The organism is Gillisia limnaea DSM 15749 (genome assembly GCF_000243235.1).
Lineage (GTDB): Bacteria > Bacteroidota > Bacteroidia > Flavobacteriales > Flavobacteriaceae > Gillisia > Gillisia limnaea.
Window position 1 is genome coordinate 754975 of record NZ_JH594606.1, and the last position, 25283, is coordinate 780257.

Here is a 25283-nt window from a genome sequence, read left to right on the forward strand (position 1 = left end):
CCAAGAAAAAGTTCAAAAATAATAAAAACACGAAGTCAGGAGACTTCAACACGGTCCCATTTTCTATGATGATTGCAATTAGGCGCGAGGTCGTGAGACCTCACGCAGCCGGTGTGTGGCTGGGCTGGGCAAAGTCTTCAGACTTTGCGCCTTTTTTACACCTTATTTAAAGCACATCCATCGACAAAGTCTCCTGACTTTGAAATGATTTTCTTCAGAAATACCTGCCTTTGTTCTCCAGGTTCTACCATTTTATTGCCAAGAAAAAGTTCAAAAACAATAAAAACACGAAGTCAGGAGACTTCAACGCGCTCCTATTTTTTATCATGATTGCAATTAGGCGCGAGGTCATGAGAGCTCACGCAGCGACAGAAGACTTTGCGTAGCGGGAACGGTGTCTGGGCTGCGCAAAGTCTTCAGACTTTGCACCTTTTTTACACCTTATTTAAAGCACATCCATCAACAAAGTCTCCTGACTTTGAAATGATTTTCTTCAGAAGTACCTGCCTTTGTTCTCCAGGTTCTACCATTTTATTGCCAAGAAAAAGTTCAAAAACAATAAAAACACGAAGTCAGGAGACTTCAAAGTGCTTCCATTTTCTAATGATTGCAATTAGGCGCGAGGTCGTGAGACCTCACGCAGCTGGGTGGCTGGGCTGCGCAAAGTCTTCAGACTTTGCGCCTTTTTCACACCTTATTTAAAGCACATCCATCAACAAAGTCTCCTGACTTTGAAATGATTTTCTTCAGAAGTACCTGCCTTTGTTCTCCAGGTTCTATCATTTTATTGCCAAGAAAAAGTTCAAAAATAATAAAAACACGAAGTCAGGAGACTTCAACGCGCTCCCATTTTCTATCATTATCGCAGCAGGCGCGAGGTCATGAGACCTGACGCAGCCGGCGAAGTCAAACCTCACGCAGCGACAGAAGACTTTGCGTAGCGGGAAGGTTGGGACCCGAATTTCGATGAAATCTCCTCCTTTTTTTGCCAGTGTAGAAAACCTTCTGCGTTAAAAATTTTCGAAGCCTTGGAGAAAATTTAGCAGAAGGGTTTCGGTTTTTTGGTGGTGCGGGAAGCAACACCGGAAAAACACCTACAAAAAAAATGTCCTTTTTTTGGTTCGTTTTTTTGGACAAGCAAAAAAATGAACGAAACTATATCTTAAGCTGAATGCTTATAATTACCACTAAACCCTATAAAAATACCATTTGCCAGTGTAGAAAACCTCCTACCTTAAAAATGAGATTTCTCGTCGCTTGAGTATCTTTACTTAAAAAAATCCGGATAAAACTTAATCCTTGAAGCAAGCTAATTTTTAATTAGGACCCTTTAGAACGTTTATGCAGCCGGGTACGGTTCAAAAATTGAGCTCCCCCTTCGGGGGTTGGGGGGGCTACAGGCGCGAGTTCATTAGACCTCACGCAGCCGGCGTTTTCGATTTTTTGGGTTCTCCGTTAAATACTAAACGCTAAACGGTGGCTGGGCTGCGCAAAGTCTTCAGACTTTGCGCCTTTTTCACACCTTATTTAAAGCACATCCATCAACAAAGTCTCCTGACTTTGAAATGATTTTCTTCAGAAATACCTGCCTTTGTTCTCCAGGTTCTACCATTTTATTGCCAAGAAAAAGTTCAAAAACAATAAAAACACGAAGTCAGGAGACTTCAAAGTACTCCTATTTTCTATCATGATCAATTAGGCGCGAGGTCATGAAATCGCAGATTCGACGAAGTCAAACCTCACGCAGCGACAGAAGACTTTGCGCAGCGGGATAAAATTGGATAGTCTTTACGGGGTACCCCTAAATCCCCTAAAGGGGACTTTTGATCCAACCTTGGAAGGTTTTTCTTGATTTCTATAATTGCTCCGGAAAATTAATTCTTTATCAAAATACACTGAAACAGATTACTTTAGCCCCCTTTAGGGGGTTGGGGGTCCTGGCAAAAAAGTATGAAAAACGAAGGAAGTCCAACACTAAACGCTTCGAGGTTCACGGTTCTCGGTTCCAACAGAAAACAGTAAACACTAAACACCAAACGGCCGAAGGCCAACCCTAAACGGCAAACAATGTCATATTCCATTATTGCCGGGCATCATAGAATGAAACCTCTTAAAAACATGTGGATAATAAAAAACAGTTCCTTATTTTTGAAAAGATTTTAAACTATGAAGAATCTTTTATATGCCCTATTAAGCGGAATAATCCTGGCAACAGCCTGGCCCACCTACGGATTTCCGCTCTTGCTTTTTGCAGCTTTTGTGCCTTTGATGTACGCCGAATTCAGGATAAGGAATTCCCAAAAAAAATATTTAAAATTAAAGATCTTCGCAGCTTCCTACCTCAGCTTTTTTCTCTGGAACCTGCTCACCACCTACTGGCTTTATTTCTCTACCCCTTTTGGCGGCGCCTTTGCTATTTTGGTGAATTCCCTGTTGATGGCCGGGATTTTCCTGCTCTATCACATAGTAGCAAAAAGGAGTAATTTTAAAGCAGCATCGGCCTTTTTCATCTGTATCTGGATCGTATTTGAAAAACTTCACCTTGGATGGGAATTTTCATGGCCCTGGCTAAACCTTGGAAACGCTTTTTCTAAGTATCACAACTGGGTACAATGGTATGAATATACCGGCGCTTTTGGGGGGACTTTATGGGTATTGCTGGTAAATGTTGCAATCTTTAAAATGCTCCTGGCCTGGAAAGAATTCCGAAAAAAAGAGATCCTCTATCGCGGAATCATAAAAATAGCCGCTTTTATCGCGATTCCCATCGCCATATCCTATCTTATCCGTTCAAATTATACCGAAAGCACAAATACTCTGGAGGCGGTAATCCTCCAACCCAATATCAATCCCTACACCGAAAAATATAACACCAACGATACCCGCATTGGAGATTTGTTGCTAAAGCTTAGCGCTGAAAAGGTCACCGAAACCACCGACATCCTGGTAGCCCCGGAAACCGTATTTGCAGATGGTACAGTACTTTCCAATTTCCCGAGGTCTGAAGCTTCTTTCTACGGAAGGCAATTGATCGAAAAATATCCCACTATAAATTTCCTTAGCGGAATCTCATTTTTCGAACGCTTTCAGGATCCGGAACTTGTAGAGAAACAGAGCAATTTGATAGGTCCAAATGACTGGTACAACGATTACAATTCGGCATTTATGATGAATTCCGAAAACCCACAACAACTCTATCATAAATCCAAACTGGTAGTTGGGGTGGAAAACTTTCCATACAAGGATATCCTGAAACCCATCTTAGGGGATATCATGATCGATCTTGGAGGAACCGTTGCTATGAAAACCACCCAGGATGACAGGAGCGTATTTCAGCTCAATAATTCCTACACAACCGCCCCGATAATTTGTTATGAATCGGTGTACGGGGAGTATGTAACCGGATATGTTCACAATGGCGCAAACTTTCTTACAATCATCACCAACGATGCCTGGTGGGGGGATTCTCCGGGCCATAAGCAACACCTCAGCTACGCAAAGCTACGTGCGATAGAATCCCGCCGTTCTATCGTAAGAAGTGCCAATACAGGGATCTCTGCCTTCATCAATGAAAAAGGCGATGTCGTAAAAAGCCTGGGATATGAAGAACAGGGAAGCATAAAAAACATGGTCACCCTAAATTCCGGAGAAACCTTTTATGTGAAATACGGCGATTATATAGCTCGAATATCACAGCTGCTGGCTGTATTTCTGTTTTTGTTCGCGGTGGTTAGGTATAAGAGGAGAAGATAGGGTTCGTGGATTCGTAGATTCGGTGATTCGGGGTTCGGGATTGGTTAGTTCGTTGAAACGGGAATTCAGGATTGGTTAGTTCGGGGTTCGGGATTGGGGATTCGTGAATTTGGGATTGGGGATTGGTTAGTTCAGAGTTCGGGCAAGTCTTCGACAGGCTCAGATTAGCCTGAGTTATTTCAAATATTTTTTTCCAGTATAGAAATCTGCCTCCGTCATTTCGAAATGAGCCTTTTCCTGCGATTGAGAAATCTCAATGTCGTAAAGACCGAACCCGGTTTAAACTTTTATCCCAAAGGAGCCTTGAAAGGGCATAATATCTTAACGCAGGGTATAGCCCTGTGTTAAGATATCCATAGATATAGCCCTGAAAGGGCGTGATATTAAGGCGAGCTTTACCTAATAACCTCTTTTATTTCGCCCCTTCAGGGCTTTCTTAAAATAACGTCTTTTATTTTATAGCGTTGCCCATCGCTGGTATATTTCTTTCGATGGGCGGCACCCATCGTTGGTATATTTCTTTCGATGGGCGGCACCCATCGCTGGTATATTTCGCCCTTTCAGGGCTTTTTTCGATTTTAAACTTTAAACTTTTAAACCTTGAATTTTTGAACCTTAAACCTTGAACTGTTACTGCCCCCTGTAAAACAAAACCGTACTAAAAGTCTTGATAAGAATATTCAAATCCAGGAAGAGTCCGCGGTGTTTGATATAGTAAAGATCATATTGAAGTTTTTCCAGGCTGTCATCATGGCTGGAGCCATAATTCGCCATAACCTGCGCCCATCCCGTGAGTCCGGGTTTTACGATATGCCTGGTTTTATAGAAGGGGATCATTTCTGAAAGCTCATTCACAAATACCTCCCGCTCCGGCCTTGGGCCAATAATGCTCATCTCGCCTTTTAAGATGTTATAGAATTGTGGGAATTCATCCAGCCGGGTACGGCGCAGGAATTTTCCAAAGCTTGTGATTCGGGAATCGTTTTTCTCTGCCCACTGTGGACCGTTTAATTCTGAATTCCTGGGCATCGTCCTGAACTTCAGAATTCTGAAACTTTTTGCATTCTGACCTATCCTCTCCTGAGAATAAAACAAACTCCCCCGGTTTCCCAGCAAATTTCCTAAAAAAATAAAGGGAATGAGAAGGATACATAGCAGCAAACCAATCAGGCCAAAGATCACATCGAATACCCTGTGAAAGAACAGGTAAAACTTGTTTTGATTGCTTCGGCTAAAAAGGAAAAATTTATAGAAATCCTTACCCACAAGCTGCACGGGAACACGGTAGGTAATATCTTCATATACCTGCGTATAATCTTTTATGGAAAAGCCCTCTATCAATAGATCGTTGAGCTGTTTCAGAAGATCCAACGTCAATCCGCGATTTCGGGAATTGGAACCCGCCACTACTATTTCGTTGATATGTTCATCTTTCAGAACCTCCCTGATCCCTTCTGAAGGATATTCCTTAAGGCCTGCAGCTTCAGAAAAATTATCTCCTTTTCCAGTATTTACGAAGCCGATGATGGCATAATTGGGATCCGACTTCTGAAGGGCGGTAACCATCAGGGCCAGTTCTGCGGCATCACCAATAAGCAATACGCGTTTATGGAATCTCGCCGAAGAGATCAGGGTTATATAGGCATACCTCCATAGCAGGAGCGCAAAGATCATCGTAAGAAAAAAGAACAGGATTTGCACACGGTTATCCGGCAGGCTGGGGGTGAAAAACGGGGTTAGCATAAAAAACAGCACGGTGACAGATGCGGTGAGCACCACGTTTTTGAGTACGACCTCAAATTTCCCGGCTTTTTGAAGGTGGTAGAGTTCAAAAATACTGGCAAAAATGTTCAGGTATATCAGCAATACCGCAATCCAGATAAAATTATAATTATTGATCTGTAAATATCTCAGGTCAAAAATAATCCCGACCAGGCTAAGCAGGAAAACCACCACGAACATATCCATAAGCCGCAAAAGGACCTTACGTTCAGAAATATCAAAATGTAGGATGGCTTTTTTAGACATTTCTTTGGGGAAATAGTGTGCTAAAGATAAAAATTTTCAGGAAAGAAGTTCCTTCCATTTATGTTTTATCAGCTCCCAGTCAAAATTTTCTGCAGTTTCCCTGGCATTGGTGGCAATAGCATGGGCTGCCTCCGGATTGTTCATCAAATATTCCACCGCCTTTGCCATAGCTTCAGCATTATTTGGCGGCACCAGCATTCCCGTTCTTCCGGCTTCTATAAGAAAAGGAATCCCACCCACATTGGTGGAAACCACAGGTAATCCCAGCGCCATAGCTTCAATAACGCTCACCGGAGTATTGTCGATATGCGTGGTATTCAGGAAAATATCACAATTTGAAGCCAGGACTTTCCATTGCTGCTTCTTCAGCTTTCCGGTAAAAGTAACCGGCAAATTGCGTTCTCCGGCATACTTCCGGCAATTGCTTAAGCTGCCATCCTTATCTGGTCCCACCATTTTCAAAACTGCTTCCGGGTGATCTTTTAACAGGATCTCCAGGGTTTGCAACGCCAGCATAGGATTGTAAATCTTATCAAAAGCACGCACCCATAAGAGTTCAGGCCTCAGGACTTTTCGGGTTTTAAACCTGTAAGTATCAATATAAAGCGGATTAGGGAGGTAACGCACATTAGGAAACCCCAGTTTCTCCACTTCCTCTTTAAGATACAGGGAGGGGGAAATAACCATATAGGCATTCCCAAATAATTTCCTGATGGCCTCCGGGGATCTCATAAACCTGTTCTTTAGATCCCCGCCGTGCAGGATAGGAACGTATTTTTTCTGGAACAATTTCGCCAGCCGACTAATAACTACCGCGTACCAGAAGTTCTGGGTGCTGTAAACATCTATAAGCACAAGTTCCACCCTGCGGAAGTGCCAGAAGAAAGCACCGGCCATATGCCCCAGGCGAAGGTATTTATTTTTGAAATGAGAAACGGAGTAGGTCTTAAAACCTTCTTTCTGAAGGCCTTTTTTTAAAGCATTATGAGCCGTAGGATTGCTCCTTTTATCTGAAAGCTTATTGCCTATGTATAACAGTCGGTTTTTCATTACTGAAGTAGGCTATTCCACTTTTTCTTCACCTTTTCCCAGTCGAAGACCACAACTTTTTCCCTTGCATTTTTTGTGATCTCCAGCGTTTTTTCGGGATCTTTTATAAGCCGCTCCACCGCCAGGAACATCGCCTTTTCATTTGCGGGAGGAACCAGGAGCCCATCTTTTCCGTCTTCTACAAGGTCCTCCATCCCGCCCACTTTGGTGGAAACAACACTAAGGCCCAAAGCCATTGCCTCGATCACGCTAATAGGGGTATTATCTATATTGGTGGTATTCAGGAAAATATCATAATCCTTAGAGAGCTTCGCCCATTCCCTCTTTTTAAGTTTCCCAGGAAAACTTATCTTCAGGTCATACTTTTCAGCATAGGCTTTACACCTGGCCATAGAACCATCTTTTTCCGGACCTACCATACACATTTCTACCTCCGGATATTCCGCCTTTAGCAACTTTAAGACCTTTAGGGCCAGCATAGGATTGTACCTCCCCTGGAACCTACGCACCCATAATAATTTGGGAGCAAAAACACTTCTGGGTTTAAAGCTGTATTTTTTTAATTCTATAGAATTCGGGATGATTTGCAGATTGGTGAATCCGGCATTTTTAAAAATCCTGTATAGATATTGGGAAGGAGCTACATTCATTTTTGCCTTTCCAAAAAGGCTTTTACTCAGCTTTTTATTTTCCTGAAGCCGCTCCGGTAAATTCCCACCGTGCAGGATGGGGATATAATCCAGCTTGTAGAACTGGCAGGCTTTGGCCACCAGGTAGGCATAATAAAAATTCATCGCCCCATAGGTATCTATCAGGACGATATCCGTAGCTTTATGATGCCGTATTATCATCCCCAGCATCTCCAGCAGCCGCAAGGCTTTGTTGCTTTTATTAGAAGCAGTGCGCACCGCATATCCCTCTTTTTTAAGCACCTTGCTGAAAAAGGAAATATAGGTAGCCGTAAAGCTGTTAACTGTTAAGTCGTTTCCTATGTACAGGATCCTTTTTTTCATCTACAATATATAATAATGCCAGCCCGTATACCAAAGCCGGCAATGCAATTCTCATGGCAGAGTGGTTGATGGTTAAAAACCAGAAGGCCACAAATGCCAGGAAATAATAATTGTTTTTAAACTTGGTCCAAAATAATATGGGAACAAATATAAGTATTAGAATGGCAAAAACACCCAGCAAACCGTGTTCCGATAATAAACGGCTTATTTCATTATGGGAAGCAATTTGAACACCTAAATTTTCTTCCCTATACTCTTTTCCTTTACCAACCCCAATTCCTATAAAGGGATGATTATAAAACGCTAGTAATTCAGTCTCTACCAATTCAACTCTTCCTGTGGTGATATCATCCTTTAACTCTCCCGCAGCATTTCTATTTTCATACCTGTTTTCAATCAGCCCAAAAGTTTTTATCGAGGAGAAGATCCAGACTACAGAAACGGCAGCAATAAGTAAGATCATTTTAAAATTGGTTTTTGCCTGCTGCTTTCTTTCCTGTTTATAATAAAATAAAATCAGGAAAGCTATCATACAAATTACTGCGACAAAAACCCCACCCCTGGAAAAAGTGATCACAGCCCTGTATCCCATCATCCCCAAAAGCAAGAGATCAATGATATTGATGAACTTATTTTTAACAGTAAACAGGCGGGTTACCAGCAAAAAAGCCCCGAGACCAAAAACTGTAGAGATCTGATTAGGCCCATATCCCCCTGTAGCCGCATAATTCCCGGACATGCTTATAAGGCCTTCCTGTAAAGTAGGGGTATATAGATACAGGTAAAACATTTGGGATATTAAAGGTAGCAGTAACATCAATATCACTTTTTGAAAATCCTCCTTCTTGATCTTTTTATAATAGCAGTATAAAGCGGATACCCCTAATGCGACAGGCCCACTGAGATTGAAAGCTATTTGATTCCGCACGGGTGCATCATAACTCATCGATAATGCTCCTATTATTACTCCAGGGAAAAGTATCAGTAAATAAGTCCAGAAAGGAACTGTTTTGGAGGAGGTGCCTTTAAAAAACATTCCAATCACCAGAAAAACAATCACCATGTATTTCCCGGTCTCATAAAAAACCATTGCATCCGTCTGCCGGAAAAACACCTCGGCCCCGGCTATATAGGCTGCTCCCATTAAGGCTTCGTTATTCCTGTTCTCATTTTGGATTGTGATAAAAAGAAAATAGGCTAGTACACCAAACATGATAAAAGCTGAAGCTGGACGGTATAAATAGATAAGAAATGCCAATCCAAAATGGATCAACAACAGGTTGACATATAACTTATTAGTAATGTGTTCTTTAGATGTCACTTTTTTATAAAATTGATATATTTTTTTAGTATTCCTTTTTCAGAATAATTCCTTTCCACTTCCTGCTGAAACATGATTGCTTCCTGTTTCATTTTCAACCTATTATTAAGATACGCTGAAATTCCTCCATAAAGCATTTCTGAATTTTCCTTCTCTACAATGCTTCCATAATTATTTATCACCGCTGCACATTGTCCAACATTTGTGCACACCACCGGCAAACCTGAGATTCCATATTCCAGCAGTGCCAAAGGTAAACCTTCAGATCTGGATGAAAGCACACCAAGATCTGCCTGTTGAAGCAAAGGTATTATTTCCGGCTGAGCTCCATAATAATGAATTTTATGATTAACACAGGAGTTTTCAATTTCTTTTAAAACCGAAGCGGAATAAACAGTTTGCGGGTCTTCGCCAATTAGATGTAAGCTAACATACATTTTCGGATCTAAAAGTTCAAATGCTCTTAATAAATTTATATGATCCTTTTGTGGTCTTAAATTGGCCACACAAATTATTTTGAAATCGGTGGCAGTGCCTTTTAATTTTATAGTTGAAGTCCTGCTGTTTTCATACTTCGGAATGAAATTCTTTAATTCGATAACATTTTTACAGTACAGATTTTGAAGCGTCCAGTTTTTAAGCGCTGTATTTACAGAAATTATTCCGGCAAATAAACGGGAAAATTTCTTCAGCACTTTAAACTCCCTTTTTTCAAGAAATTCACTCTCCCCGTAATGATCATGCCAGATCAGTTTGAAGTTACTTCCGCTAATTTTTAGCAGACCTGCCAGGAAATACGAAGTACTGTGCGCGTGTACTACATCGATTTTATTTTCTTTGATATATTTTCTGAGTTTTAAGATAGCCTTGGGATCCAGACTTGATCTCTTATTCAAAAAAACATACCCCACTTCGGCTTTCAGCTGCACCTTCAAAAGCCCTTCCTGCCGCGTACAACACAAATAGGAACCTTCAACCCGGGGTAGCAACCCATTGGCAATATTCACCGCCATCTTCTCTGCTCCGCCCGGTCGTAGACTATCGATTAGTTGTAGTACACGCATTCTGTTAGTTGTTTGGTGTATTTGGAACCTATAGGTTCCAGTTCAAAGTGTAACGTTCAATGTTCGAGGTGAATCCTTCTTTTGTTTAAAGCTAATACTTCAGAACCCTGAAAAATTTCAAAATTGACTGCTCTGCTTAATACTCAAAAAATTGAACGTTGAACTATAAACGTTGAACATTCAACTATGAACCTTTTTTAAACTTTGATCCTTTAAAATCAGATCTATTCAGAAAATTAATAAAGGCCGTGATCTTTGCAATTTCCTTGTCACATTTGGCCGACAAACTTTTAAATTGTTCCTGAGATATTAAAGATTTGTCCATTGCCCTATATAATTGGGATTTAAGTTCGGCGCAGGAACCTCTTGAATATCCAAGAAAGTTTCTAAACTCCAGGTTACCGCCCCTGCCAAATCCTTCGGCAACATTATCCATGATAGATCCGGAACTCTTGTCCATTTGATCTTTTAAGGCATATCGTTTTCCCAGGGCTGTATTTAAAAATAATTCCTCCAGCTCCTTGCATATCTCTTGGCTTATTTGCCAAACCTCCAAATCCTCAAATCGTTCAACTTTTCCCATAGTCCTTCTTTAACTTTTTAAGTTTAAATAGTACCCACCAATTTACATAAACATTAAACTAATAATACGTTTAAAGTTCCTGGTTTAACGTTCAAGGTGCTTTTTGTCTCTGCTTCTATCCTTTGGTTGACAACAAGCCTCAATAAACTTTAAATTTAAAATGAAACGTGAAACTTTCAGCAATACTTTTGGACACTTAATATCGAACGTTGATCTAAAAACATGAAACTTGTAACAATCACACGTTGAACATTAAACGTTAAACAATGAACCTTGAATTTTACAACGTTGAACGTTGAACATATTAAACGTTAAACGTTTTTGAACGTTGGGCTAAAATAGAGGAAAAATAAAAGCATTAGGAGATTTTGTTATTTTTTGCGGAAAAGAAGTTGTGAGATAGATTTGAAAAGGTTAATTCAAATTTATAATAACAGGGATTTTGTATCTTTGAATAAAATGCGTGAAATTTCCAGATTTTACGGAATTATCATACGGATGTACTTTCAGGATCACAATCCACCCCACTTTCACGCTGAATATCAGGGAATGAAAGCAGAATATGATATCAGAACTTTGGATCTATTGGCAGGAAGCCTTTCTAAAAGGGCAAACATAATGGTGCTGGAATGGGCTTCCCAACATAAAGAAGAATTGATGGATAACTGGCAAAAAGCAATTATACCTGCTGCCTTAAATAAAATTGAACCTTTAAACTAAAGTGGTTATGAACGAAGTGGCCGATTTAAAAGTTTTAGATGATTACAACGTATGGCTTAAATTTAATGACGGAGAAGAAAAAGTCGTCAATCTGCGACCATATATTGGAAAAGGATTTACTGCGGAATTACTTGATTATAATAAGTTTAAACGGGTTTTTATTGAACCCGGAGGAGGGATTGCGTGGGAAAATGGCTATGATTTCTGCCCGAATTATTTGAAAGAATTAGCTGAAGAAAAGGACGTAGTTAAGAAATGTAAATCCGGATAAATTTGAATGTTTTCCGTTTAATGTTCAAGGTGGTTTTTCTATAGACGTTGAACGTTGAACCTTGAACGTTTTACCGTTAAAAATGAATATTAAAATTTAAGTATAAATCCTTATTTTTGAGAAAGCTATGTATATAAAGCTATGAACCCGACCACACAAATAAAAAACAGTCTTATTTCCCGGATTGAGGATTCTGAAGATTTGAATTACCTTAAAGCACTTCAAACAATCTTCGATACATCTGAACAAGCCCTGTATCAGTTGTCTCAGGAACAACAAGATTCAATTGAGAAAGGTCGAAGATATAAAGCGAGGTGACTTTTATGAACGTTGAACATTGAACTTTGAACATTTTAAACGTTGAACGTTGAACATTTTTTTGAACGTTAAACGTTAAACGTTAAACTTTCAGAACCTTTTTAATTGCTGCTTCGAACTTTTCCAACGTATACTCCTGACTCCACTCCTGCCCCGCTAAAGACATTTGTTTCATCTTCTCCGGATCATTTATAAGTTCAAGTATTTTTTCGGCTGTCTCATGTAATACCTCCTGACTTTCTACTTTCTTCTCTACAAGTCTTTTCTCTTTGTTCTCTTTTCTATTTTCTTTTGTAGAGATTATGATTCCACGCTCCCCATAATTAAGCATCCATGAAACACAGCTCACAGGTTTAGTAACCGGAATACAACCGAAAAACATCGCTTCAGCTACCGCTTTTGGCCAGCCTTCAGATTGGGATGCCAGGATTAAAAAATGTGAAGCTTTATAAACTTCTTTCAGTTCTTCAAGTTTTAGGTTTCCCATAAGCCTTACAAAGGGATCCAGATTTTTTATGGTTATATATTCCTGCAATTCGTCTTTTAGCACCCCGCTACCGTAGATCTCAAGTTTAACCGGAATGCCTTTTCCCATGAGGTTTTCAATAAGTTGTATCGCAAACAGAGGCCTTTTCCCTGCCCTCAAACTGCCCACAAAAATAAATTTGAACGGAGAAGTAAAATCTTTGTTCACCACGATCTTTTCACTTTCAGAAAAACTCGCCGTAAAGAATGGCAGAATATTTTTTGACTGATCTGGCCAATTCCCATATACCAGAACTTTTATATTACGGGTGAGAAAAGTATTGGACAAGATCCACTTTTGCAGCTTGTAACTCCAGGGTTGCGCCGCATTTGGATCCCAGTTTCCCGCATATTTTGCAGTTTTTGGTTTCTTTGGGAAAAATATCTGAATAAAACAGGCTATTAATCCAATGTTCCCGGGACAACGCAAGTGAATGTGATCTGCCTCTTTCATAGCCCGCACAATCTTGAAGCAAATCCCCGGAAGCATTATCAGACTTCGAATTACTTCTGAAAAATTTAAAAACGAAATAGCCGGGATTTTGCTGAAAGAAATATTAGTATCCAGGTATGCTGTTTCAATCGCATTGGGAAAAGCCGAAATTCTAGGTGCCACGACAATAATTTCTTCTGCTGAATTAAGCCAGATATTCATTTCCCGTATATAAGGCTCATAGGAATAGTAAGCACTCTTATTTTCCTTATGAAGTATATAGGTTATAATGGCAAATTTCATTGTTCCTCTACCTGAAAAAATTATAGATATCTAAGAGATTGAATTTTATTGTTCTTTTATATTGAAACTCCTTCTCATTATTCAAATTCCTGTCCCCGTCATAAACCATATAATGATCATCCCCATTTTTTTGAATATCCAGATGATGCATACCCCTGTTGAACCATTCAATTTCCTGCTGCGGACCTAAATACATCTTCTCCGCGAGCTTAAATTCCAGCCGGTCGTTTTCTGTTTCCAGTTTATAAATGGAGATTCCAGTGCCGTAACCTAAAGTGCGATTTTGAAGGGGAAGGTACCAGTTATTGTCCACTTTAAAAAACCTGCCTCCCGGCCGGGTTTCATTGCCCCATCGCTGTTCGTATTTTTTTGCTTCGGTCCAGCTGCCGCTCAGGGAAGTGGCTGTAAACATATATTGCTTTAGATCGTCATCAACGGCCACGATCAAATTTAGTTCCTCACTTAACAGCAGGGAAGGATCTTTCAAACCCCTGTTTTTGATAAGGGTATCGCTGATTCTCCAGTCATAGGGAAAATTTTGTGCTTTATACAACAAAACCTGGTTTGAACCCTTGGTTTCCGGCAACATATAAAATCCTCCTTTGTGTTTAAAAACCTGTGGATAGGAAAGGTGAAAATCTTCATCCAAAACGATTCCTTTATATTCATAGTCTTGACCATCTAAGGAAGTCAAAAGTGCTATGTTTGCATTTCCCTCGCCTTTCAATTCCACAAATAAATAGTATGTATCAGATTCCTTGATAAAAAAAGGATCGGCTATGTAGTCTATAGGCGCCGGTATTATACTGTTTATATATTCATAGGTAATTACATTTTTTAAATCCAATTCACTTTTCGGAAAAACTTGCGCCATTTTGCCGAATCCCACTGACCAGTTTCCTACGGCAGAGGTGAAAAATGGATATCGATAATTAAAAATAATTAAAACAATAATCCCAATAATCAACATAATTCCAGCCAACTGAAATATTCTTTTCATTTAGTTTTTTTGATTTAATGATCTATCAGCATTTAATTAGATTAAATCATCTATTTCTTCTTTTATTATCCTATTATGAATTTTTAATAAAAGTCGCCTTCCTTATCCAAGTATAAATTTTAGTCAACGGAGTCAAGGAAGAAATAAGATAATAGAAAAAGACTTGTAATTTTACTATATAGTAATTGTTAATCAACTTTTTTTCTGCATCAACATTGTCAAATGCATACACTGGAACATGTAGGAGTCGGAATCTCTGGATTTCTCCCAATCTTCCCGGTGCCATTTTTTTCCAATGCCAAGTTTCTTTTCGGCCGACAAAGGGAGAAAATTCACTATAAAAAACCATTTCGTTTTGGCTAACATGCCCCTTCGTTCCTTTATTTTAAATGCGTTTTCAAACTGATAATAAACCTTCTTTGAAAATGGCCATTCCCAGTCCTTATCACTTTGAAAGGGTCTGTAAATTGTTCTTATCAGCTTTATTGGCAAACTTGTTTGCAATGGATCATTACTTATAATAGTTCCATTCGTATTTAGCTTTTCTTTTAATCTGCGGATCAACCTCTCTACATCCTTAAAATGATGAAGGACGCCATACGCATAGATAAGATCAAAATCTTTTTCTGTAAATTCCTCCGAAAGAAAGTCGACTGCATAAGCATTTGCGTGTTCTATATTCTTTAACCTGTTTCTAAGATGTGAAATACCCTTTTCACTTAGATCAATCGCTATATATGCTTTAGAGTTAAGCGCCAAATGCATAGATAAGGAATTACCCTCATAACAGCCCAGGTCCAATACTTTTTTATTGGATAAGTCTCCGCACCATTTAAGGTGAAGTTGATGAATCTGCTTTTCTACCCCTATATCTTTCCTTACTTTTCGAAGAATCCCGTTACGTAAGGCAAACCATGTTTTTGTAGCTAAATTCTTTTTTTTTGTTTCATAGAATTCTTTTTGCTTAAGGTTTATATCCTCAGTTTTTCTTACACTCATTTTTCCAGCTTTGGACTATTAATATACAAACTAATCCACCCAACGATTCTACCTAAACCTTCTGTTAAGGATTCCTTTTTATTTTTTGTAGTAAACACATTGCCCAAACGCACTAAAGTTAACAAAAAGGCGATGCTGTGCCATTTTAGTTGCGCTTTAATATTCGGATTTGGATATTTTACCCGCCACACATACCAACCGTTCCTCACTACCATTTTGCCGTAATTAAATTGATTTGGCCTTCCTGCCTCCTCGTGGTGATGATATAATTGGGCGGCAGTATTCACATATAATGGACCAATTTTAGAGGCCCTCAAGCAAAAATCCATATCCTCATAAAGACCGTAGCCCTCGAAATATAAGGAAAAGCTTATTTCTTTAAATAATTCTTTCCGATAGGATGAAACTCCGCCCATAAAAAATTCTACTGGATAAGTTTGCCTGGATGGGGGTAAAAAACCTGTAGACAAGCCGTTAGAAAATTCGGGCATATAACCCGGAGGTTGATCACTTAACAAACCGAGTTTCTTGCGCAACACATTTCTGATCCCCAATTTACGAATACAGCCATCCATTTCAAATTCGTCAAATTGAATCTTATTTCCCGCTGTATTATCCTTCCAGGCTACCTCATCAATAATAGCACCTCCTACTCCAAGGGCATTAGGGTTTTGGGAATAAGTACTGATCAAATTTTTGAAATACTCCGGTGTTAATACAATATCATCATCCAGAAAACAAACCACCTCAATATTTCCACTAGTATTTTCGATCCCAAAATTACGTTGTCGGGTTAGCCCGCGATCCTTGTTTCCTACCTTAAAATATTTTAGCACCGGATATTGTTTTTCCACCAGATTCCTGGTTTCATCATCCGGGGAGGCGTCTACCACAAGGACCTCATCTGGCAGCCGGGTTTGAGAAAAAACCGATTTCAGCAAGATGCCAATCGCTCCGGGCCTTTTATAAGTGCAAATGATAAGGTTAAACTTCATCCGGTATTTTCGTTTCCTGAAATCTTTTGGTTGCAACTCTTAATTTTTCTGCCCACTCCTCACTTTTTCTCCAGCGCAATCTCATTGATTTAACATAGGCAAAGGGATTTTTCACCGATTGTTTAGTATAGTATTTCAAAAACAAAGAAGTTTTAAAACCCTTGATTTGTTGTGGCGTATAATATTTAAGGGCGAAAGCCATCAAAGTTGGAGAGGGTTTGGGCAAGGGCTCTACCTGTTCCCATTCCAAAACGGGCTTTTCCCGAAATCCTCCCATCGGGGCTTTTAAGTGCAGAATTTCAATTTCCGGATGGTAAATGATATCACAACCTACATTTCGTAACTGCATCCCAAAATCGGCATCCTCTCCATAGCCGTGTTCATAAATTGAGGAAAAAGCGCATTGTTTCGCAAAAATACTTTTAACTATACTTGTTCCCGAACCAAAACTGCCCCATTGTTTTATTTTTTTGAAAATTGTTTTTTCCCCTTTTTGTTTACAGTTCATATTAATTGAAGATACTCCAAGTAGGTTTATTTCCTCAACACCTTTCTCCAAAAGGTCAGGTTCAAAACGAATATCATCATCGGCAAAAAAAACCCAATCAGAATCTACTTCTTCCAGAGCTATATTTCGGGCATTACAGGCTCCGGTTTGGTGGATAAAATGATGTGTGATTTCAAAAGGCCAGGTTTTAGATCCCAGTTCCGGCAATTCTGAAATTGAATTCACATCCAGATTTTGTTCTACCACTATTACCTTTTTTGGGAGCAGGCTTTGAAGGCTCAGGTCTTTAATTACCTGCATCAGATATTTTGGCCGACCCATGGTTGGGATGATCACATCTATGGAATTTGAAGTTTCAGGGATCTTATTTGACTGAATTTTAATTCCCGCCAGATCTACCTTTTGCAAAAAGCGTTTTTTCTTCATTAATGCCTGCAAAAAAGCCTTTAGAGAAAATTTGTTCTCATATTTCCAATAACACCACAACAAAACCGATATCCAGATTGTGTTGTAATAGCTATATACAAAGGAAAATAACTGACTTGAAGTCGCTGTGGATTCAGGCTTTTTATCTGAAAACTTGCTTACCAATCCGGGAGCAGAATAACAGAACAGTCCGTTTTGTTGCCCGATCTTTCCGATGGAATTTAACAAATAGTCAAAGTTGTTTATTCCTTCAAAAATGGATTTGAATTTTAGAAGTGTTTCCCCTTTTATTCCCCCCACATCGCTGCTCATTTGCCAGGTTGGGTACAAAACTTTTCTGTTTACATGGACGAATGGCAACTGGTCTATATAGCCAATACTGCCCGAAAGGAATGTGTTTTCAACCGCATAGGAAGCCATAATAAGATCCTGGTGAAATACCTGTGGCCATTGAGTTAAATTCAGATCGGCACTATATTTTTCCTCACACCAGGCGATGATCTCCTCGGGGAATTTTTCTGCCAGTTCCCAAAAAGCTTTTGTGCAAACAGTATTTGAAATTTCTAATTCATTTAACCCCATCAATACCTTGACTACTTGTTGGGCATTCTGATGGATACAGATTATCATTTAATAGATTTGGCTTTAAACAAATGTAATTAATTCATCAATACTGAACACTCTTACAAACAAGTCATTTCGATATGGGCCTGTCATTGTGATCCCGATTTTTGAATCGGGAGAAGCAATCTGGCGAATGAGAAATCTCATGAAGCAAAGCTGATATTTTTCGTCGTTCTGTCGAAATGACTGACAATTCCCACGTCATTACAGGCGTAGCGAAGCAAACTCACAGTTGCTGAAAAAGCTCAGGAGCTTCTTTTCTCATTAACACAATTGAAAATTTGAATAATTTTAGCCCCGGGATGTAAATAGTTTAGATAATAGTTCTCATTATTTTTTTGAATTCTAGCCCTCAGTTTATCATCTTTAAATAAAAGCTCTGTCATTTCAAGACATTCCTCAACAGATTCATACTTTAAATAATTTTCACCTTCCTCAAAATCTCCTGGCAATTCAAATTCATCAATTGAAGAGGTAATTATTGCAAGTCCATGAGCAACATATTCTCCCATTTTCCAGCTTATGCTATTTTCCAGTCCTTGATTCACAATACCAATACTGGATGCCTTTAATTCTTTCAAATAGGTGCTTTTATGATATTCTTTTTTTGAGAGAAGTAAATCGGGACATTGAGACTCAGAAAAGGAATCCTTCTGAATACCACCTTTAAAATGCCGGTTGTAATCCCTTTTCAATAGCCTGTTAATAGAAATCCTTTCCTCATTGAGAATGATCCTTTCCTTCTTTTTCCAATCGGTTTCATTGTTATCCGGATTCCATAATCTGGCCCTAAAAAGAATTTGTCTCCCCATAGAAGGTTTTGATTCCATTTTCGAAAGACAATTATTTTTAACGCAGTCCTTAATATTTAAAATCAATGACATACTTTTTGAAAAACGCAGGGAATATTTTAAAAGTTTCCGGTCTTTGAGAAACAGGTACTTCAAAAAATTATTATTATAATAAACCTGATAATTTAAACCATAGGGAACAAGCTTTTCATACTGTTCAAAGTCGGTTTTATTCAGCATCCTTTTAATATAAAAGTCACTTTCCTCATAAATTTTCCAATCGATTTCTGAATTATCGGACATGTCGAAAAACAAGTTTAAACCATTGTAATCTATCCTAAAAATGTGAACAGGGTACTGATTTAAATTTAGTTGATAACTTAAATCAACTTCCTTCTTTCCTTTAAGATATTGCAGTCCTGATATCAATTGACTGAAATGCAGTAGAGTAGAATTAAAAAATACTGTAACTCTATCCATTTTTATTTTTTAATAGATTATCACTCAATGTGAAATATAAGATTTTCATTTTTTTTAATCATTGAATAATTATAATTGGATATAGCTTTAAAAAATGAACTGGAAGCACCTTTTCGAAGGCCGTCATGCAATTCTATCAATAAAACTTTTGTTTTTGGTAGCCAATTTTTAAAATTAGATTCAAACAATTCCTTTTCAGAACCCTCAATATCGATCTTTAAAATATCAATTTTATTAAAGTTATATTTATCCATAAGATAAGGAATAGAAATTCCAGGAATAGTATTTTTATTGGAATAGCTGACCTCATTTACTTTAAACCCCCAATTTCCTAATGGATCATTATCAATTGTTAAATTGGTTTGTTTATTCCAAATACCTCCTTTAATGCAAATAATATTATTTGAACTTTCAGTATTTCTTAACATCAAATTAAAATTGGATGTTTCAGGCTCAATTGCATAAATAACTGCATTTGGAAATCTGATTTTATAAAAAATACAAGATAATCCAATATTTGCTCCACAATCTATTATTACTTTAGGTTCTATTCTATAATTTACGGCATAGCTTTTTTTTAAGAAAATTTGATAGAACACGGTAATATCAGATGTGTTGTTCCTTAAAAAGAGAGGGTGTGAATATCCCTTGACTCTTATTTTAATCACTTTATTCTGATAAAATATTCTTTTAAATAATAATATTACACCATCAATGCCTAATATTTTGAAATGGGTATTTAATATTAAAATTAGTCTAAATGGATTTTGCATTCTTATTATAATTATGGTTTAATAGGTTGGTCCAGGAATCTTAATTGGAGTTCTTTTTATTCTAAATCTTCTTGTTTTAAAAAGCTCCACTGCTTCAAATCCCTGTCCAACCTCCTGCCAATTACCTCCTCAAACATCGAAGCCGCCATCCCAAAACCTTTTGGTTTCTTAGCCTCAAGATCCTCAAATTTAATTATATGTCCTGCTGGCAGGTCTTTATTCACCGCCAGTGACTTTTCAAAAATATTCTTTAACTCCTGAAAAGTGGAATTATCGCTCTTATCTACCGGATGTTGCAAAGCAGTTTCCAGGTTCCTCACGGCTTTCACCAAATGAGTTATCTCCTCCATTTCCAGGGAAGAGCTTGCATCCGGACCTAAACTCTTCCGGCTAAAAACAGCGTGAAATTCCAGGATCTCTGCTCCCAAAGCAGCAGCACCAATACAAGTTTCTATTTTTGCAGAATGGTCTGAATATCCTACCGGAACTCCATATAGTTCCTTTAATTCCCCAATCACATTCAATCCGTAATTCTCCGGCTGCGTGGGATAAGCAGTAGTGCATTGCAGAATTGAAATTTCTACCTTTCTTTTCTTTAAAAAGGCCACAGTGTGGCCCAGTTCCCCAAACGAACTCATTCCTGAAGACAGGATCACCGGTTTTTCTGTTCTTGCAATTTTTTCCAGCAACAAAAAATTATTCACCTCTCCAGAGCCAATTTTATAGCGCTTCACTCCCACCTCTTCCAAAAGATCTACCGCCGCATTGCTGAATGGCGAAGCCAAAAATTCCACTTCCGCTTCGTCGCAGTGCTTTTTTAAGTCTTTCCATTGTTGCATAGTAAATTCCATCCGCTTCCAGTAATCGAAACGCGTTTTGTCCTGTCCGGCCATTTTCACCCTGAACGGCTCATGAATGCTGCTTTCCGCCTCTGCTATATGAACCTGGAATTTCACCGCATCTACACCGGTTTTTGACAAGGCTTCAATGTAAGACAAAGCTTTTTTAAAACTCCCCTCATGGGCCTGCCCGACTTCAGCTATTATAAACATACTTTATAAATTTTAATCCGCCTTTAAAACGAAAGCATTAGGCGGGCTTGCCCGACTTCAGCTATTATATACATATATTATAAATTAATTTAAATTTTAACTCACCGTTCTTAGAATGATTTAGGCGGGCCTGAGCTATTTCAGCAATTATAAACATATATCCTATTTTTACTTTTTACTCCCCCTTCGGGGGCTGGGGGGCTTTGTCATAGCGAGGCGAAGCCGTGGCAACTACTTCATCACACCATCACTTCATCACAATGTCACTTAGTTACATCTCCTCCCATATATCTCCCCGGATATTGATATTTTATTTTAGTAAAATACTTTTCCTTAAACCACCAAAACAATTGTTTCATTGTAGGATTAACAAAAATGATCTTTATACCTCCCTGCCAATTTTCAGCAGGAAAAGGGCTATATTCCTTGTTCTTCTTCAAACTGATTGAGTGCGTATATTTATGATCGGGGAAAAGTTGCTGAAGCGAATTCTGCTGTTGCATTCGATCTCCCTCTATGACCAGTATCCCATTTTTGGAAATCAAAGCCTTTACTGCCTGAAGGTTTTGATCTTTCCCGTCTATAATAATAAGGTCAAATTCCTTATTGGCAGGTATTTCGATTAAATCTGAATATATTCTCAACCGGCTATAATCTTCCTTTAAATTTCCAGCCAAGGCATTTAAACAAAAATCATTTTCTTCTGTACCGACATAATCAAGATCAGGTTTATTCCTGTTCAATGCCAATAGTATTCCGGATATACTTCCTATTCCCAATCCTACCTCCAGAATTCCTTTTACCTGGAATTTTTTCACCAACCCGTTAATTTTATCAAACGCATATTCACTCGCAATATGCTGACTCCCTTCTGCCTCACAAAAAAATCGATACAAATTAGATAGTTGTTCGTTTTTTTTCATTTAAACATTTCTTTATGTTTCTGTTTCCCTTTCGTCATTGAGAGGTGTAGCTGTAGCAACCAATTACTTCATCACAGCATCACAGCGTGACTTCTTCACTTCATCACTTCATCACAGCGTCACTTCTTCACTCCATCCTAATACAAAAGATGATCGACTTTAAATTCTCCGAGATTTCAAAGGAATAATTAGCATCCCTGTAATTAAAGACAATTTCTTTAAGCATCCTATCATTAACTTCCTTTAACGAACAATATGGCTGCGTCTGTTTTCCAAGTAATTTTTTAAGCTTATGTTTTAAAGTATGAAAATATGGATCTTCAACAAATTCGACCTTGATTATTTCTCCAGTATATGAAGGCAATTCTTCCCCTAAAAAATGTTCTACATGAGATAGAATATTATTGACCTTAACTATTTTTGTTGGTTTTTGCAAAAGATCACTTTCCTCCTTACTTATTACCTTTCCCATGGTGTCCTGCCGACTTGGTTTTATTACTCCTTTTTCCCTGTTGCGCAAAAAATGTCGCTGATTGATGCGTTGCACATTTGTTAATCGCGGCAGTACCGTGAGTTGGTTGTCTTTTTTAACCGGATACCGGGGATGCCAAAGATGCTTTATCAAAAGCGGTTTATGGTATTTTAAGGCATAGCCGGCTTGTTGCAATCGCGCATTCAAATCGGCATCTTCAGATCCGTAAAAATGAAAAAAGGTATCCAGACCCTCTACTTTTTGCAAAGCTTCTAATGGAAACAAACCTATACCGAAGGTATCGCCGGTATGCGTAGGTTTGCGTTGTTCAAAAGAGAACTGCCCTGCTTCTTTTGTGTTAATTTCCTTTGGTAAATAGCCTATTGTGAACAAATAAAACCCGACCGGTGTGGCGAGTTGCTGCATAACAGCTGTAAGACTAGGGTGAAAAACCACATCTACATCGGTAAAAAATACATAAGCCGTGGTAACCTTGAGAATACCATAATTCAATGCCTTGCTCTTATTCCATAACAAACCGGGATTACCAACATAGTAATAGGTTGCAAAACCAAACCCGGAAACCATTATTTTTACTTCCTGAGCATAGCTCTCCTCGCTGCCATAATCCACGAATACCACCTCAAAATTTTGTTGTGTTTGCTCTTGCAAGCTGACTAGCGAAGCCTTTACTCGGGCAACATTCCGATTGCGATATGGATAAATAATAGACAGCATTTTTACTTCTTTATTTTTTCTCTATTGCAATGCATTTTTCAATGATTTTATCAAGTGATTTTCTCTTTTCATCCCTTTCAAAGTGAGTGTTTTTTTGGCTTATAGAATTATATACAGTAATACATTTATTCATTCTTTCTGTATATTCCTCTTTAGAAATATTCTCGACAAAATGGAACATACTATCTGAGTCATCAAACTCTGAATAATCCAAAAAACTATTCTCAGGAAAAACAGAATAAATATTAGTTCCTTCACCATAATATATAGGAAGACAATAATTCCCGATACTATCCCATATTTTTTCTGTCACATAATTATAAGCTATAGTATTTTCAAAACATAAATTAAATGAGTATCCCCTTAAAATCTCCTCTTTTCTTTTAGGCCAATTCCCTAATCTTGAATCTTCTTTAGAAATATTATTAGGCCAACCCTTGCCAAATACATCTAACACACCACGATTATTACCCTCTAATGCTAGTATAGACCTTAAATTAATAAGATCTATATTTTTATTATCTCTCATTAATAGAGGACTATCAATCCCTTTATAATAAGACATTAATGCCACAATTTTTTTTTGTTTGAATTTAAAATCGGAATTAAGGAGACTAAGCTTATTTTTAATGTTTTTAGAATGAAAAGTAAAGATAGATGTGAAAACATCTTGTGTATAAATATTCATAAAATAACAGTTGTGAAGACCCATTAAAATTTTACGATTTGAACTGAAAGTGATATCAAACCGAGGTTCTAATGTCCAAACTAAATAATTTTTAGTTTTCAAGTATCTCCATATAAAGGGTTTGAGATGTTTAAAGTTTTGAGAAATTAAAATATCTGCTTCTGTAATCTTATCGGTAATTCCTAAACCATTTTTTTCTAAATATTTCAAATCTGCCTCCTGTGTAAAAGGGGTGTACACAAAACTTCTAATAAGAAAAAGCTTTATCATGTATTATAAGGTTTTTAATTCTTCTTCAATAAGTTTATATTTTTTTAAAACTTGACATTTCACCTTTTCTCTTTCAAATCTTGGTTTAATAAATTGATTATTATACGAAACTCCATCTTGCATTAGTTGTAGATTATCGATTGATTTTAAAATTAACTTTACAATTTCCTCAACATCTTCAGGATCTTCAATCAACAAACCATTCTTACCATGCTCAATGATTTCGGCTGTTGCCCCACCGGGATTTGATTGGATAGGAAAGACTTCCATAATTATCGCTTCCAGTAGGGTATTGGGCATTCCGTCTGAAATACTATTTCCTATGTAAATAAAAGATTCTCCCATCAATTTCAATACTTCATTGTGGTTTATTTGACCGATAATTTTTAGGTTTTCCATATTTTGAAGTTCTTTGGAACCACTTACAAAATCAAAAACTGACTGATGAGTTCCAAAAACCACAATTTCATAAGCAGATAGTTCCTTTTTTAAACTTGAAATAGCCTCTAAAATATTATTACACCTCCCAAATTTATGTTGGTAGCCTTTAATCAGTATTACTTTTCTGTTAGAGTAAGGATTTAAAAATTTGGTATAACAAGAAAAATCATATCCTCCTCCACCGGGAAAGGTCCCCAAATATTCTCCTTTGAAACTATACTTTCTTGTTATATGAAAATCCCTTTTGCAGTCGGCGAACATATAATCGATTCTGGGAAGAACTGCTTTAATACCTTTTAAGTAAGACGGAATGTTTTGATAATAATATAAGTCGTTCCCCCAAGCAGAATAAATCCATTTAATATGTGAATACTTTTTCATCACTCCCAAAATAGGTACACAAGCTGAATACATAACAAAACTATGCACCACATCGGGTTGTATTTCCAATAATGTTTCTTCAAAAACATCTGCCAGTTTTCGTTGATTAAATAAGTTAATAAAATTATAAACTTTCGACAGTTTACGTTTTAGATAGTACCTGCCAGGATAATTAAGCTTATTTCGCCATCCAATTATTTGATTTATAAACCCGATCTTTTTTACATACGTGTTGGAATCATAAACATCCAGCCAATAAATTTCATGTCCGGAATCTTTTAATTGTTCGGACCAGTTAAAAAAATGTGCAGAAAACATTGAAACCATTAGGATTTTCAAA

22 protein-coding genes are annotated in these 25283 nt (G+C 37.8%); 4 read left to right on the plus strand and 18 right to left on the minus strand.

Translation table 11 applies throughout. The features are described from left to right. Positions 1-2166 precede the first annotated feature (2166 nt). On the plus strand, positions 2167-3753 hold the full coding sequence (lnt, locus tag GILLI_RS05090) for an apolipoprotein N-acyltransferase (protein ID WP_006988041.1): 1587 nt from the start codon (positions 2167-2169) through the stop codon (positions 3751-3753). 630 nt (positions 3754-4383) lie between these two features. Here lnt and GILLI_RS05095 read toward each other — a convergent pair. The 6 genes from GILLI_RS05095 to GILLI_RS05120 form a co-directional block, all read right to left on the minus strand. Continuing rightward, entirely contained in the window at positions 4384-5781 is a 1398-nt protein-coding gene (locus GILLI_RS05095) for a sugar transferase (RefSeq protein WP_006988042.1), read from the minus strand. A gap of 36 nt (positions 5782-5817) precedes the next feature. Then, entirely contained in the window at positions 5818-6831 is a 1014-nt protein-coding gene (locus tag GILLI_RS05100) for a glycosyltransferase family 4 protein (RefSeq protein ID WP_006988043.1), read from the minus strand. Continuing rightward, positions 6831-7844 (minus strand): glycosyltransferase family 4 protein, encoded by a 1014-nt coding sequence (locus tag GILLI_RS05105; RefSeq protein ID WP_006988044.1) that lies wholly within the window; start codon positions 7842-7844, stop codon positions 6831-6833. Before GILLI_RS05105 ends, GILLI_RS05100 begins: the two co-directional genes overlap by 1 nt. Then, a complete protein-coding gene (locus GILLI_RS05110) occupies positions 7801-9165 on the minus strand; it encodes an O-antigen ligase family protein (RefSeq protein WP_006988045.1) in 1365 nt (454 codons plus the stop codon). Before GILLI_RS05110 ends, GILLI_RS05105 begins: the two co-directional genes overlap by 44 nt. Then, a complete protein-coding gene (locus tag GILLI_RS05115; RefSeq protein ID WP_006988046.1) occupies positions 9162-10229 on the minus strand; it encodes a glycosyltransferase in 1068 nt (355 codons plus the stop codon). Before GILLI_RS05115 ends, GILLI_RS05110 begins: the two co-directional genes overlap by 4 nt. 184 nt (positions 10230-10413) lie before the next feature. Further along, positions 10414-10812 (minus strand): four helix bundle protein, encoded by a 399-nt coding sequence (locus tag GILLI_RS05120; protein ID WP_006988047.1) that lies wholly within the window; start codon positions 10810-10812, stop codon positions 10414-10416. Positions 10813-11217: 405 nt separating this feature from the next. On the opposite strand from GILLI_RS05120, the gene GILLI_RS05125 reads away from it, so the two are divergent. The 3 genes from GILLI_RS05125 to GILLI_RS18345 all read left to right on the plus strand — a co-directional run bounded on the left by GILLI_RS05125 (position 11218) and on the right by GILLI_RS18345 (position 12121). Then, positions 11218-11532 carry a DUF4160 domain-containing protein gene (locus GILLI_RS05125; protein ID WP_217179238.1) on the plus strand — a complete coding sequence of 105 codons (315 nt, stop codon included), beginning with the start codon at positions 11218-11220 and terminating at the stop codon, positions 11530-11532. A 7-nt stretch (positions 11533-11539) separates the two neighbouring features. After that, positions 11540-11803, plus strand: a complete 264-nt coding sequence (locus GILLI_RS05130; protein ID WP_006988049.1) for a DUF2442 domain-containing protein — start codon at positions 11540-11542, stop codon at positions 11801-11803. 141 nt (positions 11804-11944) lie between these two features. Then, on the plus strand, positions 11945-12121 hold the full coding sequence (locus GILLI_RS18345) for a hypothetical protein (protein ID WP_006988050.1): 177 nt from the start codon (positions 11945-11947) through the stop codon (positions 12119-12121). An 82-nt stretch (positions 12122-12203) separates the two neighbouring features. Here GILLI_RS18345 and GILLI_RS05135 read toward each other — a convergent pair whose 3' ends face one another. The 12 genes from GILLI_RS05135 to GILLI_RS05190 all read right to left on the minus strand — a co-directional run bounded on the left by GILLI_RS05135 (position 12204) and on the right by GILLI_RS05190 (position 25282). Continuing rightward, the gene (locus GILLI_RS05135; RefSeq protein WP_006988051.1) at positions 12204-13382 is read right to left on the minus strand and encodes a glycosyltransferase family 4 protein; all 1179 of its coding nucleotides are present in this window, start codon (positions 13380-13382) and stop codon (positions 12204-12206) included. Positions 13383-13389: 7 nt separating this feature from the next. Further along, on the minus strand, positions 13390-14382 hold the full coding sequence (locus GILLI_RS05140; RefSeq protein ID WP_006988052.1) for a glucosamine inositolphosphorylceramide transferase family protein: 993 nt from the start codon (positions 14380-14382) through the stop codon (positions 13390-13392). 192 nt (positions 14383-14574) lie between these two features. Beyond that, entirely contained in the window at positions 14575-15381 is an 807-nt protein-coding gene (locus tag GILLI_RS05145; protein ID WP_006988053.1) for a class I SAM-dependent methyltransferase, read from the minus strand. Continuing rightward, positions 15378-16376, minus strand: a complete 999-nt coding sequence (locus GILLI_RS05150) for a glycosyltransferase family 2 protein (RefSeq protein ID WP_006988054.1) — start codon at positions 16374-16376, stop codon at positions 15378-15380. The genes GILLI_RS05145 and GILLI_RS05150 overlap by 4 nt, the downstream gene beginning before the upstream one ends. Beyond that, a complete protein-coding gene (locus tag GILLI_RS05155; protein ID WP_006988055.1) occupies positions 16366-17940 on the minus strand; it encodes a glycosyltransferase family 2 protein in 1575 nt (524 codons plus the stop codon). The genes GILLI_RS05150 and GILLI_RS05155 overlap by 11 nt, the downstream gene beginning before the upstream one ends. Before the next feature lie 239 nt (positions 17941-18179). Beyond that, complete coding sequence (locus GILLI_RS05160; RefSeq protein ID WP_006988056.1) at positions 18180-19205, minus strand: glycosyltransferase; 1026 nt, start codon at positions 19203-19205, stop codon at positions 18180-18182. A 20-nt stretch (positions 19206-19225) separates the two neighbouring features. Then, on the minus strand, positions 19226-19978 hold the full coding sequence (locus GILLI_RS05165; RefSeq protein ID WP_006988057.1) for an FkbM family methyltransferase: 753 nt from the start codon (positions 19976-19978) through the stop codon (positions 19226-19228). Between the two features lie 56 nt (positions 19979-20034). After that, the gene (locus GILLI_RS05170; RefSeq protein WP_006988058.1) at positions 20035-21030 is read right to left on the minus strand and encodes an N-acetylneuraminate synthase family protein; all 996 of its coding nucleotides are present in this window, start codon (positions 21028-21030) and stop codon (positions 20035-20037) included. A gap of 263 nt (positions 21031-21293) precedes the next feature. Then, positions 21294-21953 carry an O-methyltransferase gene (locus tag GILLI_RS05175; protein ID WP_006988059.1) on the minus strand — a complete coding sequence of 220 codons (660 nt, stop codon included), beginning with the start codon at positions 21951-21953 and terminating at the stop codon, positions 21294-21296. A 127-nt stretch (positions 21954-22080) separates the two neighbouring features. Beyond that, entirely contained in the window at positions 22081-23163 is a 1083-nt protein-coding gene (locus GILLI_RS05180) for a glycosyltransferase family 2 protein (RefSeq protein WP_006988060.1), read from the minus strand. 10 nt (positions 23164-23173) lie between these two features. Beyond that, on the minus strand, positions 23174-24121 hold the full coding sequence (locus GILLI_RS05185; RefSeq protein ID WP_006988061.1) for a glycosyltransferase family 10 domain-containing protein: 948 nt from the start codon (positions 24119-24121) through the stop codon (positions 23174-23176). A 3-nt stretch (positions 24122-24124) separates the two neighbouring features. Beyond that, positions 24125-25282: a glycosyltransferase family 4 protein gene (locus tag GILLI_RS05190; RefSeq protein WP_156798647.1), complete on the minus strand. Its 1158-nt coding sequence runs from the start codon at positions 25280-25282 to the stop codon at positions 24125-24127. Position 25283 lies beyond the last annotated feature (1 nt).

What these genes read in the sequence shown, in the direction of transcription:
- GILLI_RS05095 (WP_006988042.1), bottom strand. Translation starts at nt 5,781, where the DNA reads ATGTCTAAAAAAGCCATCCTACATTTTGATATTTCTGAACGTAAGGTC.
- GILLI_RS18345 (WP_006988050.1), top strand. Translation starts at nt 11,945, where the DNA reads ATGAACCCGACCACACAAATAAAAAACAGTCTTATTTCCCGGATTGAG.
- GILLI_RS05140 (WP_006988052.1), bottom strand. Translation starts at nt 14,382, where the DNA reads ATGAAAAGAATATTTCAGTTGGCTGGAATTATGTTGATTATTGGGATT.
- GILLI_RS05135 (WP_006988051.1), bottom strand. Translation starts at nt 13,382, where the DNA reads ATGAAATTTGCCATTATAACCTATATACTTCATAAGGAAAATAAGAGT.
- GILLI_RS05180 (WP_006988060.1), bottom strand. Translation starts at nt 23,163, where the DNA reads ATGCTGTCTATTATTTATCCATATCGCAATCGGAATGTTGCCCGAGTA.
- lnt (WP_006988041.1), top strand. Translation starts at nt 2,167, where the DNA reads ATGAAGAATCTTTTATATGCCCTATTAAGCGGAATAATCCTGGCAACA.
- GILLI_RS05115 (WP_006988046.1), bottom strand. Translation starts at nt 10,229, where the DNA reads ATGCGTGTACTACAACTAATCGATAGTCTACGACCGGGCGGAGCAGAG.
- GILLI_RS05120 (WP_006988047.1), bottom strand. Translation starts at nt 10,812, where the DNA reads ATGGGAAAAGTTGAACGATTTGAGGATTTGGAGGTTTGGCAAATAAGC.
- GILLI_RS05130 (WP_006988049.1), top strand. Translation starts at nt 11,540, where the DNA reads ATGAACGAAGTGGCCGATTTAAAAGTTTTAGATGATTACAACGTATGG.
- GILLI_RS05155 (WP_006988055.1), bottom strand. Translation starts at nt 17,940, where the DNA reads ATGATAATCTGTATCCATCAGAATGCCCAACAAGTAGTCAAGGTATTG.
- GILLI_RS05100 (WP_006988043.1), bottom strand. Translation starts at nt 6,831, where the DNA reads ATGAAAAACCGACTGTTATACATAGGCAATAAGCTTTCAGATAAAAGG.
- GILLI_RS05170 (WP_006988058.1), bottom strand. Translation starts at nt 21,030, where the DNA reads ATGTTTATAATAGCTGAAGTCGGGCAGGCCCATGAGGGGAGTTTTAAA.
- GILLI_RS05160 (WP_006988056.1), bottom strand. Translation starts at nt 19,205, where the DNA reads ATGGATAGAGTTACAGTATTTTTTAATTCTACTCTACTGCATTTCAGT.
- GILLI_RS05165 (WP_006988057.1), bottom strand. Translation starts at nt 19,978, where the DNA reads ATGCAAAATCCATTTAGACTAATTTTAATATTAAATACCCATTTCAAA.
- GILLI_RS05175 (WP_006988059.1), bottom strand. Translation starts at nt 21,953, where the DNA reads ATGAAAAAAAACGAACAACTATCTAATTTGTATCGATTTTTTTGTGAG.
- GILLI_RS05150 (WP_006988054.1), bottom strand. Translation starts at nt 16,376, where the DNA reads ATGAAGTTTAACCTTATCATTTGCACTTATAAAAGGCCCGGAGCGATT.
- GILLI_RS05105 (WP_006988044.1), bottom strand. Translation starts at nt 7,844, where the DNA reads ATGAAAAAAAGGATCCTGTACATAGGAAACGACTTAACAGTTAACAGC.
- GILLI_RS05185 (WP_006988061.1), bottom strand. Translation starts at nt 24,121, where the DNA reads ATGATAAAGCTTTTTCTTATTAGAAGTTTTGTGTACACCCCTTTTACA.
- GILLI_RS05145 (WP_006988053.1), bottom strand. Translation starts at nt 15,381, where the DNA reads ATGAGTGTAAGAAAAACTGAGGATATAAACCTTAAGCAAAAAGAATTC.